General features: G+C 44.6%; 14 protein-coding genes and 1 tRNA gene. 1 reads left to right on the top strand and 14 read right to left on the bottom strand.

Features of this window, described 5'->3' with window-relative positions; translation table 11 throughout:
* Positions 1-79 precede the first annotated feature (79 nt).
* The 14 genes from JGK22_RS06675 to JGK22_RS06740 form a co-directional block, all read right to left on the bottom strand.
* Positions 80-152: transfer RNA gene (locus tag JGK22_RS06675), tRNA-Ala, on the bottom strand.
* Positions 153-281: 129 nt separating this feature from the next.
* Positions 282-1,001, bottom strand: coding sequence for an HAD family phosphatase (locus JGK22_RS06680; RefSeq protein WP_293175185.1), 720 nt, complete (start codon positions 999-1,001; stop codon positions 282-284).
* A 377-nt stretch (positions 1,002-1,378) separates the two neighbouring features.
* Positions 1,379-2,278 (bottom strand): class I SAM-dependent methyltransferase, encoded by a 900-nt coding sequence (locus tag JGK22_RS06685; protein ID WP_293312575.1) that lies wholly within the window; start codon positions 2,276-2,278, stop codon positions 1,379-1,381.
* 56 nt (positions 2,279-2,334) lie between these two features.
* Positions 2,335-4,827 carry an ATP-binding protein gene (locus JGK22_RS06690; protein WP_293312577.1) on the bottom strand — a complete coding sequence of 831 codons (2,493 nt, stop codon included), beginning with the start codon at positions 4,825-4,827 and terminating at the stop codon, positions 2,335-2,337.
* Between the two features lie 696 nt (positions 4,828-5,523).
* On the bottom strand, positions 5,524-6,249 hold the full coding sequence (locus JGK22_RS06695) for a TVP38/TMEM64 family protein (protein ID WP_293175191.1): 726 nt from the start codon (positions 6,247-6,249) through the stop codon (positions 5,524-5,526).
* Between the two features lie 174 nt (positions 6,250-6,423).
* Entirely contained in the window at positions 6,424-7,410 is a 987-nt protein-coding gene (gene arsS, locus JGK22_RS06700; RefSeq protein WP_293175193.1) for an arsenosugar biosynthesis radical SAM (seleno)protein ArsS, read from the bottom strand.
* Positions 7,411-7,689: 279 nt separating this feature from the next.
* Positions 7,690-8,085, bottom strand: coding sequence for an arsenate reductase, glutathione/glutaredoxin type (gene arsC, locus JGK22_RS06705; RefSeq protein ID WP_293175195.1), 396 nt, complete (start codon positions 8,083-8,085; stop codon positions 7,690-7,692).
* A gap of 282 nt (positions 8,086-8,367) precedes the next feature.
* Positions 8,368-9,021: an arsenical resistance protein ArsH gene (gene arsH, locus JGK22_RS06710; RefSeq protein ID WP_293175197.1), complete on the bottom strand. Its 654-nt coding sequence runs from the start codon at positions 9,019-9,021 to the stop codon at positions 8,368-8,370.
* 7 nt (positions 9,022-9,028) lie between these two features.
* Positions 9,029-9,736 (bottom strand): MIP/aquaporin family protein, encoded by a 708-nt coding sequence (locus tag JGK22_RS06715; RefSeq protein WP_293312579.1) that lies wholly within the window; start codon positions 9,734-9,736, stop codon positions 9,029-9,031.
* A gap of 176 nt (positions 9,737-9,912) precedes the next feature.
* Positions 9,913-10,272, bottom strand: coding sequence for a metalloregulator ArsR/SmtB family transcription factor (locus JGK22_RS06720; protein WP_293312582.1), 360 nt, complete (start codon positions 10,270-10,272; stop codon positions 9,913-9,915).
* 316 nt (positions 10,273-10,588) lie between these two features.
* The gene (locus JGK22_RS06725; protein WP_293175203.1) at positions 10,589-10,843 is read right to left on the bottom strand and encodes a hypothetical protein; all 255 of its coding nucleotides are present in this window, start codon (positions 10,841-10,843) and stop codon (positions 10,589-10,591) included.
* 84 nt (positions 10,844-10,927) lie between these two features.
* Positions 10,928-11,119: a hypothetical protein gene (locus tag JGK22_RS06730; protein WP_293200934.1), complete on the bottom strand. Its 192-nt coding sequence runs from the start codon at positions 11,117-11,119 to the stop codon at positions 10,928-10,930.
* A gap of 77 nt (positions 11,120-11,196) precedes the next feature.
* Positions 11,197-11,631 (bottom strand): hypothetical protein, encoded by a 435-nt coding sequence (locus JGK22_RS06735; RefSeq protein WP_293312584.1) that lies wholly within the window; start codon positions 11,629-11,631, stop codon positions 11,197-11,199.
* Positions 11,632-11,867: 236 nt separating this feature from the next.
* Entirely contained in the window at positions 11,868-12,542 is a 675-nt protein-coding gene (locus JGK22_RS06740) for a HEAT repeat domain-containing protein (protein ID WP_293142775.1), read from the bottom strand.
* A gap of 338 nt (positions 12,543-12,880) precedes the next feature.
* On the opposite strand from JGK22_RS06740, the gene JGK22_RS06745 reads away from it, so the two are divergent.
* The coding region (locus JGK22_RS06745; protein WP_293312586.1) for a helix-turn-helix domain-containing protein at positions 12,881-13,133 on the top strand (253 nt) is incomplete at its 3' end.

Genomic DNA, 13,133 nt, shown 5'->3' on the forward strand with positions numbered 1-13,133 from the left:
CAGAAATTGCTCGATCGCACGCAAGCCAATCTCAAACCACCTCACCCGCCCAAAATTTGTAGAAATATCCCTGATTTTATGGAGAATAGCGGACTCGAACCGCTGGCCTCTGCGGTGCGATCGCAGCGCTCTACCAACTGAGCTAATTCCCCTGATTGACTTTTAATTTAACATTTTAGATGCCCGATTGCCAAATCTCAAAGGCTTACAGGTCGCATTTGTATTGAATTTGGCAGACAGTCAACTACGTTAGCACGTAACTGCTAAAAACGTCAAGTGTTTTATGCTGCTGGTGGAGTCGGGGCGATCGAGCAAAGTTGGGCTACTCTGTCCAACTCTAAATCAGCAAAATAGTCCACCGTCCAATTAGCTTGGCGCTGGATCATGTGAAACGGGTAAGTGTGAGTCACCCCCGCTACCTGAATCCCCGCTTTTTTCGCCGCTTCTATCCCTGCAAAGGTATCTTCTAATGCCAAACACTCGATCGCTTGCAAGTTAAATCCGGGATATTTCTGGTTGAGAAGTTCCACCGCCAACAGATAGCCGTCGGGTGCTGGTTTGCTCGCCATCAAGTCGTCGCCTGCGACAATTAATTCAAAGTTTGCAGCCAAACCCGATCGATCTAACACCAATTCTATATCCGATCGCATTGCCGCGCTAACTACCGCCATTTTTAGTCCGGAAACCCGAATTTTGTCAATAAATTCTGCCACATCCGAATAAATGGGCAATTTTTCCAAACTATTGATTGTTTCCTGATAAGCTTGGGCCTTGCGTAGCAGCAAGCGATCGAGGTATGTTTCTGTCAGATATCGTCCCCGGCGCTTCAGCAGTTCGGTAATACAAGTGCGATCGCTCCTTCCCAAGCACACTTCCCGAAACTCCCCACGTTTGAGTTGGAGATTTTCATCTAGCATCAGTCGATCGATTATTTTCTCGTGAATCGACTCGTCATTAATAATAACGCCATTAAAATCAAATAAAACTGCTTTTAGAGTCATTAGTCATTGGTTATTGGTTATTGGTTATTAGTCATTGGTTATTGGTTATTGGTTATTCGTTATTCGTTATTCGTTATTCGTTATTCGTTATTCGTTATTCGTTATTGGTTATTCGTTATTGGTTATTCGTTATTCGTTATTGGTTATTCGTTATTGGTTATTCGTTATTCGTTATTGGTTATTGGTTATTGGTTATTGGTTATTCGTTATTGGTTATTCGTTATTGAATAGCAACTCTCAACTGTTAGCTGTTAGCTGTTAGCTGTCAACTGTCAACTGTCAACTGTCAACTGTCAACTGTCAACTGTCAACTGTCAACTGTCAACTGTCAACTGTCAATTGTCAACTGTCAACTGTCAACTGTCAACTGTCAACTGTCAACTGTAAGCTGGAATTCCCGGTAAATCGCCATCCAAATCAGGAACCAAATCGATCGGATTCCACACCTTCGCCGCCCGCACCGGTTCCAAATCTTCCCCAGGAAGAGGTTTCACACCCTGCGTTACCTGATGCACCCACCAGTAATCCTGAGTTTGCACCGCCGCGAATCCAGCAGCCCCCGCCCAAGCATCAATACTACCAGTGGCATAAGACTTAATATAAGGCTCTTCAAAGATATCAGTCAGCCACTCTGTCTGCCGCAAAGTTTTTTGGTTTCCGTCCAAAATTGCCACTTGTCCCCCAACCTTCAGCAATCGGAAACTTTCTCGCAAAATTGCCCGCGATACCGCAGGTGGCGTCTCGTGAAACAGCAAGGAAGCTGCAACTAAATCAAAGCTGCCGTCAGCAAAAGCAACGCTTTCGGCATTTCCGTGCAACCACTCGATATTTAAGCCGGCTTTTTGCGATTTCATTTCGGCGACTACCAGCATATATGGCGACAAATCCAGGCCGACAACTTCCGCTTCCGGAAAGGCTTGTTTGAGCATCAGCGTGGTTGAGCCAGTGCCGCATCCCAAATCGATGATTCGGCGCGGCTTCACCCGCACACCGTCTATTAAGCCTTGTCTGACGACTGTTTCGTGGGGAGGCAAAACGTATTGCGTAATTGGATCGTAGGAAACCGCTGCACTGGGGTTGAGGTAGCCGCCTTCGATGCCGTGAAAGTTTTGGCTGCTGTAATATTCGGGATAAACTAGGTCTGGTTGTCGGTGGCGATCGCCCGCTGTTTCCCAGTCGATACCTTCGTAGAGTCGTTTCAGTGCTTGTTCGTCGATCGCCAGTCGTATCAGGGGCGACAAAAAGCGCTCAAAAATTGTATCCTTGCCAACAGCCATAAAACTCCTTGCACAACAACTCTTTTAATTTTAGCCAAAGCCAGCCAATTTAGCATTCATGAAAGCTCCTTTACCTGCGTTGCACTCATCCGTGGCGTTCCTTCCCTCTTCCTGCTTGCCTCTTGATACCCCTCCGCGATCGGAATTTTTATCAAAAACTCCGTCCCCCCGCCCTTAGGCTGAGCAATCTTGATACTGCCGCCGTGTCCGTCTACTACAATTTTGTAGCTAATTGCTAATCCCAAACCAGTACCTTGCCCGACTGGTTTTGTAGTAAAAAATGGGTTAAAAATTTGGTCTTGAATGCTTTCGGGAATGCCCGGGCCGTTGTCGGCAATCGTCACTTTCAGAAACTTACCGCCATTTTGTCGAACTACTCCCGTAGAAATAGTAATGATTTTATCCAGGCGATCGATCTCCTTCAAAGCATCCATCGCATTGCTCAGCAAGTTCATAAACACCTGATTTAGCTGAGAGGGATAGCACTCGACTGAAGGCACTTTTCCGTATCTCTTGACTATATAAATCCCATTCTTGATCCGGTTGGAGAGCAGCAGCAAGGTATTTTCGATACCTTCGTGAATGTCCGCCAGTTTTTTGTCAGATTCATCGAGGCGAGAAAAGTTTCGCAAAGAAAGAACTATGGTGCGAATGCGTTCGGTTCCTATTTTCATAGAATTCAACATATGCGGCAAATCTTCCTCGATAAATTCCAACTCAATTGCTTCGGCAAACTCTTCTATTTCCGGAGTCACTTCTGGGAAGGTTTTTTTGTATAAACTCACCAAATCTAACAAATCTTTAGTATATTTGGTGGTGTGAGGCAAATTAGCCGAAATGAAGTTAACCGGGTTGTTGATTTCGTGAGCTATCCCGGCCACCATTTGACCCAGGGATGACATTTTCTCGCTCTGCACTAAATGAGTTTGTGTTTTTTTGAGTTCATCTAAGGCACTATTGAGCAGTTTTACTTGGTCTTGGGTTTGGCTGTAAAGGTGAGATTGATTGATGGCGATTGCCAGTTGGTCTGCCACAGCTTTTAACAATTGGATTTCCTCCCCGCTCCAAAACCAATGGGTAGCATGACTGCAAATTAAATAACCCTGTCGCTCGTTTTTAGTCTGAACATGGACGGCTAAATAGCTATTAGCTTTAAGTTCGATCGGTTGACTTGCACTCTGGATCCCAGTGTCGCTCGACAGAATAATTAGCTTGCATTTATCGCTGCGGAGTGACGAATTTTCCGAAAAGTAAGGGTCGAACTCGATCGCTTCTTTGGGACACTCAAATTCGCATGATTCCCACAAAATTTGTAAGGTTTTATTTTGCGGTTCGTGCCAACCAAAAGCCGCCCGTTCTAGGTGCAGCAAATTCACTATTTCTTCCACGGTGCTTTGCACAATTTTGTCTAATTCTAGGGAATCTTGAATGCGTCCGGCAATGCGGTTTAGCATGGCTTCTCGCTCCGCTTGAACGCGATTGTTTTCGGAGGAGTAAATTAGCCAAATTGCTGCTAGCATTGCCGGGACGAGCAGTCCGCCGACGACGGATGTCAGCAAATTTAATGCTTGGAGTTGGGATTCAATATTTTCGCGGGGAATTACTAGAGCCATTGACCAGTTAACTTCGCTGAGGGAAGCATAGGCTACATACACCCATTTGTCATCTATTTTTACCAGTTCGATATTCGTCTGATGGCTGGTCATATTGCGCGCAATTGCTGCTAATCCTGGGTCTTGTGATTTTAAAAAAGTTGGGGCTGGCAGGTCGATAGTTCCGATTAATTTATTGTTGGGATGAATAATTGGCACTCCTGCTGAATTAAGCACAAAAGCATAGCTGTCAGAACCGTATTGCAAGCTGTTAGCTACAGAGGCTACTCGGTCTACTTTAATGCTGCCTGCAAGAACTCCAATTACTTTGTTGGGATTGGGGGGCAATGCCCAAAGTGGAGCTGCAATAATGATTGCTGAAAGCTTGCTGCTGCGTCCGATCAGCGGGTCGGAAACGTTGACATTTCCGTTCATCGCCTTTTGAAAGTGTTGGCGGTCTTTGGTGTTGGTGTTAGTGCCTAAAGTGTTCTGCACCGATCCATCGGCTTGAACTAATGACAATAAGAAATACTCTTTTAACCTGTAGGTTTCTCCTTGCAAAATTGGTTCAACTAATTTCCAATCGAGAGTGCGAACAGTAGGAGAGTAAGCAATGGTTTCTATTTCTGCTTTGCGACTGCTGAGCCACTTATCGATTTCTTCACTGCCTTTTTCTAATTTTAATAGTGCTATTGCCTTTAAATTGTCGAGGATTAGTCCGCGCACTACGAAATAGCTAATGCAAGCAGTGGTGCTAATGCTTAAAGCCGTGCTGCCCAGTATTAGTAGGGTCAGCAAATGGCGGCGCTGCCGTCTGTGCTGCCAAAGACTGTGCGCTTGCTGCCACCGCAATTGAGCAGAATTACTTATTTTTTGCCACAAGCGGCGCAGCTTTTTTGTTTGATGGGGTGGCTGCACAGACACAGTTCGGGCTTGATTTGCTGGGTTTTGCATCATCAAATGTTCTCGTCGAGAGTCTAATAGATCAAACGGCATTTGTTATTCGTAATCCGGCAGAATTAATATTAGATAAATAGTGAGGGTTTGAGTCCTCATTGGTTATACCAATCAGGGGTTATACCACTTTTTGTTTTTAGATTTTTGATTAGACAATTGAAAATGACTGATTAATCTTGGGATGAAGAACAGAGTTTACCAGAAAGAATTGGTTGAAAGCCTCTCCCCGATCGGGAGAAATGAAAATCAGACTATTCATTACTCCAATCCTCTGACTTCTAGGTAGAGGTCGCTCTCAAACTGTCAACTTTCAACTGTCAACTGTCAACTGTTGAAAGTGACGTTGTTTGAGAGAAATGGCATTACATTTCTGACTTGACAAATAAATTCCGATCGCGCGATAGCATTCGGTTTTAGCATCAACTTGATATTCAGACTTTCCCTTTGCTTACTTGATATTAGTGATTTAAGATATAGTGGTTGTCAATTTTCGTGAGGTACTTGTCAGTGATCTTACGAATTGCCAATCTGTGACCTGAATCACTTGAGAATTGCTATATCTTTAATATCTATCTCGTTTTTATAACAAAATTCTTGTAAATAACACAGAGAAAATACGGAGTTTTTTAAATTAGCAATGTATTATAATGTAGGGTGAAATCCCTGTTGACAATTTGACAAATTTGCGCTATGGCTTCAAGGAGAAATTTTTGCGTCTAAAGCTTTTTTGGCCAAGCGGGTTACATAAACGGTGAGGGCGATCGTTGCTATTAAACCAATGCCGTACAAAGCCCACTCAGCAGTAGTGCGCGATCGCCCTTGCGATCCAATTGCAGCCAAACTACCAGCCAGGGAACCGATATAAACATACATCACGGTTCCGGGAATCATGCCGATCCAAGATGCGAAAAAATAGTCTCTGAGAGACACCTGCGTTACTCCAAAAGCATAGTTGAGCAAATTAAACGGAAAAATTGGCGAAAGCCGCGTCAGAAGTACAATTTTCCATCCTTCTGAAGCAACGGCGGAGTCGATCGCCTGAAACTTGAGATTACCTGCTATCTGTTTGGAAACCCAATCGCGAGTTAAATATCTACCTGTTAAAAAAGCGCAAGTAGCGCCCAAAACCGATCCGATGGAAACGCAAACCGTGCCACCAACAACTCCGAACAAAACGCCAGAACCGAGAGTCAGCAAGGAACCGGGGATAAATAAAACTGTTGCTATAATGTAAATTAGAATAAAAGCTGCGGGGCCCCAAGGGCCGAGATTGGCGATCGACTCCAGGGCATTTGTCAGAATTCCTTGAAAATTGAAAAACTTGGCCGCCACAATCAAAGCCACAGCTAAACCAATCCCTAAAAACAGCTTCCACTTATTTGATGGTGGATTTTTGTCATCGGGCGATCGCAAATCATTCATTACCTAAACTCCCCGTCTAAATTGCATACATCGTCGTTTCCAGGGTAGGGACACGGCAGTGCCGTGTAGGGAGGGACACGGCAGTGCCGTGTAGGGAGGGACACGGCAGTGCCGTGTCCCTACTGTATTTCATTTTCTAGGGTAGGGAAATGGCACTGCCATGTCCTGTATTTCTCAAATCAACGTACCGCCACAACTAGAACCGCTACCCGCCGTACAGCCGTAGCAATAAGCAGCAGTTTGCACCTCTTGAATTACATCTAAACTACCAGATTCCAGCAATTTAGCAACAGTTATAGTTTCCCCGCTGCCAGTTTTCGCCGGCAGATTTTCCATTTGGTTAAAATCGCAGTCGTAAACATTGCCCAAATAGTCGATCGACAATTCGTTCCGACACATTAAATGATCCAGAGTACCAGGATTAAAATTATTTTCCAAAAACCCCAGATAAGGCTTGTGCAGTTTTTTGTGTTCCAAATGAAACTTAGTCCGTCCCACAGGCAAATTAGTAATTGCGAACAAGTGATTAAAACAAATCCCAAAATGTTCGGCTAAATACACCTGATAATCTTGCTGTAACTTGCCCTGTTCCGCCGTCAGCGAAAACTTATCTGTTGTCGGAACCTGCGGATTGTACACCAAATCTAGAATTAAATTTGGGTTGTTTCCGTAGCCCAACTGATTCAGCTTTTGCAGAGCCCGAATCGAACTGTCAAAAACACCGCTGCCGCGCATTTTGTCAACATTATTAGCTTGGTAACAGGGAAGCGACGCCACAATTCTGAGTTGGTGTTGCGCGCAGTATTCGGGAATATCTTCAAAGCCTTTCTCAAAATAAATCGTCAAATTAGAACGAACAATAACCTCTTTACCTGCGGCCCTTGCAGCTTCCGCCAACGGTTTAAAACCGTAAAGCATCTCGGGAGCACCGCCCGTGAGGTCAACAGTTTGAATTTGAGGAAAACGGCGAATGATTTCAATTAATTGTTCGCATATTTCTGGGGAAAGTTCTTCGGTTCGTGTTGGGCTAGCTTCTACGTGGCAGTGACTGCAAGCGAGATTGCAGCGTTTCCCTAGATTAATTTGTAAAACTGCGATCGGCTTTTTAGTTAAAGCTGAGTTGAGTTTATTTTTGAAAGGCGTGATTGCGGTCTGAATCATGTGCTAAATTTTTTAGTCTGTGCTCGCAACGAATTTAGAGGCGTTCTGGTGGAACGTCTCTGATAATTTAGCATGAATTCAAGGGAAGCGACAGCGACAGATTTGAATTATTCGGTACAAAGCCTCGGCGGTTAGAAACCGCGGCTACACAAGCAAAGTCTGCCTCCGCAGACTGAAGAGAAATTCTTGATTCTTCAACCCGCGCAGGCGCGTGAGTGTTTTTGTAGTTGCGATTTCAATCGCCGGGTAATTCTACAACTCAGATAGGTCGTAGAAGTCTTATTTGAGGGTTTCAACTAATTTCTCAACTCTTGCTTTAATTTCACCTCGAACGCGATGAAAAGTTTCGATTGGTTGTCCGTCGGGGTCGTCGAGTTGCCAATCTTCAAATACTTCTCGCAATACCCACGCTTCAGGTAAATTCACGCCGCAGCCGCAGAGAGAAATTACTGCATCGTAATCTTCGGCGTTGAATTCGCTTAAGGCGTTAGATGTTTGATCGGTGATATCAATGCCGATTTCTGACATGACTTGAATTGCTGTCGGGTGAACTCTGCTTGATTCTAAACCGGAACTGGTGACGGCTATTTTGTCTTTGCCGATGGTTTTAGCTAATCCTTCTGCCATTTGCGATCGACAGGAGTTTCTTTTGCACACGAACATTACTTTTTTCATGGTTTTTGTTGGTTGTTGGTTGTTGTTGGTTGTTGTTGGTTGTTGTTAGTTATTGGTTGTTGGTTGTTAGTTAGGCCCCGGCGGTTAGAAACCGCGGCTACACAAGCGAAGTCCACCTCCGTGGACTGAAGAAAAATCCTTGATTCTTTAACCCGCGGAGGCGGGTTTTGTCTGTGTAGCCGCGATTTCAATCGCCGGGTGATTCTTCAACCCGCGAAGGCGGGTTTTGTCTGTGTAGCCGCGATTTCAATCGCCGGGTGATTCTCCGCGATTTCAATCGCCTTAATTAACTTCCAGGGCGCGATTTGCAACTGCGATCGCCTCCTTGGCCGCTTGTTCCTTGCGTTCGCTGTGGCGATCGGTCAAATAGTCGGTGTGCTCCCGCAACAGCAAAGTAAACTTGTACAATTCCTCCATGACATCGATCGCGCGATCGCGAAAAGGAGAATCCTTCATCGTCCCATCATCATGAAACTCCTGATAAGCCTTAGCCACCGAAGACTGATTAGGAATCGTAAACATCCGCATCCAGCGGCCCAAAATCCTCAAAGTATTCACAGCATTAAAAGACTGAGAACCGCCGCTAACCTGCATCACCGCCAAAGTTCTGCCTTGAGTCGGTCTGACAGCCCCAATACTTAAAGGTATCCAGTCAATTTGATTTTTGATAATACCCGTAATATTGCCGTGCATTTCTGGACTCGACCAAACTTGACCCTCCGACCAAAGGCTCAATTCCCGCAACTCTTGAACCTTCGGATGCGTATCGGGAACGCTGCCATAAATCGGCAATTCCCGAGGATTGAAGAACCGAACTTCTGCACCGAAATCCTCAATAATTCGAGCCGATTCTTCCGCCAACAAGCGGCTGTAAGAACGCTCTCGCAAAGATCCGTATAAAAACAGAATTCTCGGTTTGTGCGTGAAATTTGCCATAATCCTTTCAATTAAAATCCCGAAATCCGTTAGATATTTGTCGGTAAACAGCGACTGCTAACTGCGCGCCCCAAATTGGAGCAACCCAGTAAACCCAGTGGTGTTCCCAAATGCCACCAATTAAGGTCGGGCCGAGCGATCGCGCCGGATTCATGCTCGCTCCCGTAATCGGCCCCATAAATGCAGCTTCCAAGCCTACGGTCAAGCCAATTGCTATCCCCGCAAAACCGATATGAGCGCGCCTGTCAAGCCCCGAACCCAGAATCACAAACATCAGGATAAAAGTCAGAACTGTTTCTAAAATTAGAGACTGCAACCAATTACCGTTAAGAGGGATAGTTGCACCGAGATTTCCCACTTTTCCTAAGCTAATTAGTAGCAGTGTGGAAGCTGCGATCGCCCCCGCACACTGCGCCAAAATGTAAGGCAAAACTTTGTATTTTGGGAAAAAACCGCTCGCCCAAAATCCTAAAGTTACGGCTGGGTTAAAGTGCGCGCCGCTGATATGCCCGATCGCATAAATCATCGCGGCTACAACTGCACCAAATACAAAACTAACGCCCAAATGAGTTACAGAACCACCGCTAATTTTGTTAACCATCACCGCGCCGGTGCCTGCAAAAACTAGAATAAACGTGCCGAGGCATTCCGCGATCGCTTCTCGACTGCAATCTCGATTTTCGCCCGAAGCTAACTTCTTTGCTGCTGCACCCATCACTGTCAACTCATTGGTTCCAAATCATCATATCAAAAAAAGTTGATGTGTCAAGTCTATTGGTTCGATCCTTCGGACTTTAGTCCGCATCAAGCCAGGACTCTTCGTCGGAACGATCGAACCAATAGCGGTTACTTTACCGGACACGATATTACTAATCAAAAAATATTGATATGTCAACCCGCGTCGGAACAAGGGCGCGCCGGCAGCATCTGACTCAAGCGGCGGTACTCGGCGAGGTACTCTTCCAGGGCGAGAAACTGAGCTAGATTGAGGCTGTAGTAGATCCAGCGGCTTTCTTGGCGGCTGCGAACTAAAGCGGCTTCTTTTAGGGTTTTGAGGTGAAAAGAGAGTTTAGACTGAGGGACACCAAGCCGATCGCACAAGTCGCAAACACACAACTCCTGTTCCCGCAGCAACTCCAGAATCTGAATCCGCAGGGGGTCAGAAAGAGCGTGAAAGCCTGCGGAAACAAGTTTTTCGGAAATCTGCGGTTGTGGAGTGCGATCGGGCTTGGCTGTCGAATTTTTAATCATCAATTATAGGCGAAGGAAGAAGCAAGAAGCAAGAAGCAAGAAAAGCAACGGTTTCAGCAATTAAGAACGTCCTCACTGTCGGGCGTGGTTGCTATATTAGAACTGAAGTGCAAAAGTTCTTTCAATCAAATTTTAGGACGGGCTAGAAGCCCATTCCACAAGAAAAAAAAGTTTGTGGGATGGGCTTCTAGCCCGTCCTCAGTATTTTTACAATTCAAGTCTATTGTAAAAAAATCCATACAAACCATCATATTTTGTCAGGCTTCATCCCTGAAAACTGCTGAATTTAGCATCGATAGATTCTTCCGAGTAGATATTACTTCGGATTCTGTACCCGCGCCGGCACATCAGTCAATCCGGCTTTTTGCATCAGCGAAATCACACCTACAGATAGAACCCCACCAATCACTACCCCGACAACTATCAGAATCAGAAATAATTTTTGGAGAGTTTTTTTAGTAGCTGGGTGGTACTGTCTCGGCAACTCTTCACCTCGATCGTCAGGTTGTTGCTCCAAGGGGTCTAGCGGATCGGAGGGATTTGAGTTAAAAGGATTCGGTGCTTGATTCATGGCTAGTTATGGTTAAAGGATGTAAACAACTATTTTAACTTGCGATTTGCCATCACAGCTTACATCATACATTCAGAATTTTACTCAACACTCGATAAAATTTATTAAGATACCGAGGATTTTAGAAACATTATTGATAAAATATTCGTCGGTGTCAATCTCGATCGCAATTCCTTCTAGCTTAAAGAATTTCCAGATACTTCCTGTTGTCACAACTCCATAAATTGTCTGAATGTTATTTTCTTGACCAAGATTTTCACAGATGGTACCCGCCACGTGATTTATCCGTGGAATCAATCCCAAATCGAAAATCTAAAATCCTCTCTTCCCCCGAATTTATCCGTGGGGTTAATCTAAAATAATATTTGGGCTGCGATCGTTTCTGCCATGCACTCCCCTAAGCCGGATAGAATGTTGTCGTTTTTTGCTTCAACCAAAGCGATGACTGGGGATTCGATGACTAGCTGTTCGGGCGATCGGCTAATTAGAAAATCGCAATAACCGCTCAAACCCCTAGCAGAGTCTACATTAAACTCTCTACCTGAAAATAAACTCATCCGTTCCGGCAGCCGTTTTTTGATTTCAACTAATATCGGCGCGACAATTAGCTCGGAGCGAGCTTTATCGGAATTAATTTCTAGTGCTAAAGGTAGATTAAATTGCAAAGTTTCTTGCAAAAAAATGCTGGGTTCTATTTCGGGAATGTCGGCAAACAAGCCAACCCTCCTAGTAAAAGTTATGCCAAAATTTCTCTTAATTTGTTCGAGGCTAAATTGACTGTACGGCATTTAACTCCCTCTTCCAACACAATCAAAAAACCTCTCGCCCTCATTCACTCTCTGGCCTTGAAAAACCTCTGCGTTTATCTGTGTTTATCCCAAGAGCATCTGCGGTTGTTCTATCAATCAAAGATTTAGGCAATTCAAGTCTAATAACTTGTTTAAAACATCGCAAAGAGGGCTGGGCGGGTTTATCTGATTCTACTGCTTTTACAGATTTTTGGTGAACCCGCCTCTAAAAAATTTTAGGCTTCTGTTTTCTCTAAGCGATTGAGAGAAAATGTTGCGGCCTCAGCTACTTGAGAATTTTTATCTTTTTCTAAGTATTTCAAAGCCGAAACACTCTTCACACTCGGCAAATTGCCCAAAGCTTCAGCCAGCCTCTGACGGATCAGCCAATCTTCTGACTGAGCAAAGTTGAGGATGCGATCGATCGCGTCAATTGCCTTAATTTCCCCCAAAGCCGAAATCGCCGCCTGCTGGATCACCACTTGTTCGCAGTCGAGAGCTTTCAGCAGCACGTCGCGAGCCCGCGGATCTTTGAGATTTCCCAGAGAAACCGCCGCACTAAAGCGCACCAGCCATTCAGTATCTTCGTAAAAAGCGCGCACCAAAGCCTCAAAAGCTCTGATATCTTCCAGATAGCCCAAAGCACCAGCAGCGTCAGCGCGAATCCCGTAATCTGGGTCAGTTTCTAGCAATTTGACTAGAATGGGATAGCACTCTGCTGTCGGTTTGACTCCCAGAGCAAACACAGCCATCGATCGCACTTGCAAACTTTCGTCGTTCAACACCTTTTTAATCAAAGGTACAGCCGTTTCAGCCGACACGTTTCGCAAGTTAGCCAAAGCCACCATGCGATCGGCTGAGTTTTCGCTTTCTAACTTGGCTGCAATTTGCTCTAAGCTTAAAGTTGTCATTATCGGTAAATTTTGTAGTAAAACTTTACATTCGGCTTATTTTGATTATAGGGGAGTCTCAGGAAAAAAGCAGGGAGTAAAAACCGACCCAGGATTTGAACTCAGTGAAATTACGGATTAGTGAGAGTATTAATCTAAAGCTCAAATTGCATGAAAATAATCAATGAGCTAGTCCTTAGCTAGCGATTAAATAGACAAAGTGGTACACTTATAGACAAAATCCTGGTGTACCATGCGATCGCCTCGCTAAATTGAACAAAGAAATACAGTGTTGAGGTCGAACAATGCTTTTATCCATCAAAACAAAGTTAAAGCTAAACAAGAGTCAGGCAACAGTCATGAGCAAACACGCTGGAATAGCGAGGTTTACTTATAACTGGGGATTGGCTACTTGGAGCCACCTTTATCAAGATGGATTGAAGCCCAACAAATACCTGCTCAAGAAATTCTTTAACAATCATGTAAAACCTGAGTTCACATGGATTAAAGAGACGGGAATTTGCCAGAAGATAACTCAATATGCTTTCGACAATCTTGGTGATTCCTTCTCCTTATTTTTCTCAAAAAAAGCTGGATATCCCAAATTCAAGA

The organism is Microcoleus sp. PH2017_08_TRC_O_A (assembly GCF_020738665.1).
Taxonomy (GTDB): domain Bacteria; phylum Cyanobacteriota; class Cyanobacteriia; order Cyanobacteriales; family Microcoleaceae; genus Microcoleus.

Coding starts and splice junctions, on each gene's coding strand:
- JGK22_RS06685 (WP_293312575.1), bottom strand. CDS start 2,278: ATGGCTGTTGGCAAGGATACAATTTTTGAGCGCTTTTTGTCGCCCCTG.
- JGK22_RS06720 (WP_293312582.1), bottom strand. CDS start 10,272: ATGATTAAAAATTCGACAGCCAAGCCCGATCGCACTCCACAACCGCAG.
- JGK22_RS06695 (WP_293175191.1), bottom strand. CDS start 6,249: ATGAATGATTTGCGATCGCCCGATGACAAAAATCCACCATCAAATAAG.
- JGK22_RS06735 (WP_293312584.1), bottom strand. CDS start 11,631: ATGCCGTACAGTCAATTTAGCCTCGAACAAATTAAGAGAAATTTTGGC.
- JGK22_RS06680 (WP_293175185.1), bottom strand. CDS start 1,001: ATGACTCTAAAAGCAGTTTTATTTGATTTTAATGGCGTTATTATTAAT.
- arsS (WP_293175193.1), bottom strand. CDS start 7,410: ATGATTCAGACCGCAATCACGCCTTTCAAAAATAAACTCAACTCAGCT.
- JGK22_RS06690 (WP_293312577.1), bottom strand. CDS start 4,827: ATGATGCAAAACCCAGCAAATCAAGCCCGAACTGTGTCTGTGCAGCCA.
- JGK22_RS06715 (WP_293312579.1), bottom strand. CDS start 9,736: ATGGGTGCAGCAGCAAAGAAGTTAGCTTCGGGCGAAAATCGAGATTGC.
- arsC (WP_293175195.1), bottom strand. CDS start 8,085: ATGAAAAAAGTAATGTTCGTGTGCAAAAGAAACTCCTGTCGATCGCAA.
- JGK22_RS06725 (WP_293175203.1), bottom strand. CDS start 10,843: ATGAATCAAGCACCGAATCCTTTTAACTCAAATCCCTCCGATCCGCTA.
- arsH (WP_293175197.1), bottom strand. CDS start 9,021: ATGGCAAATTTCACGCACAAACCGAGAATTCTGTTTTTATACGGATCT.
- JGK22_RS06740 (WP_293142775.1), bottom strand. CDS start 12,542: ATGACAACTTTAAGCTTAGAGCAAATTGCAGCCAAGTTAGAAAGCGAA.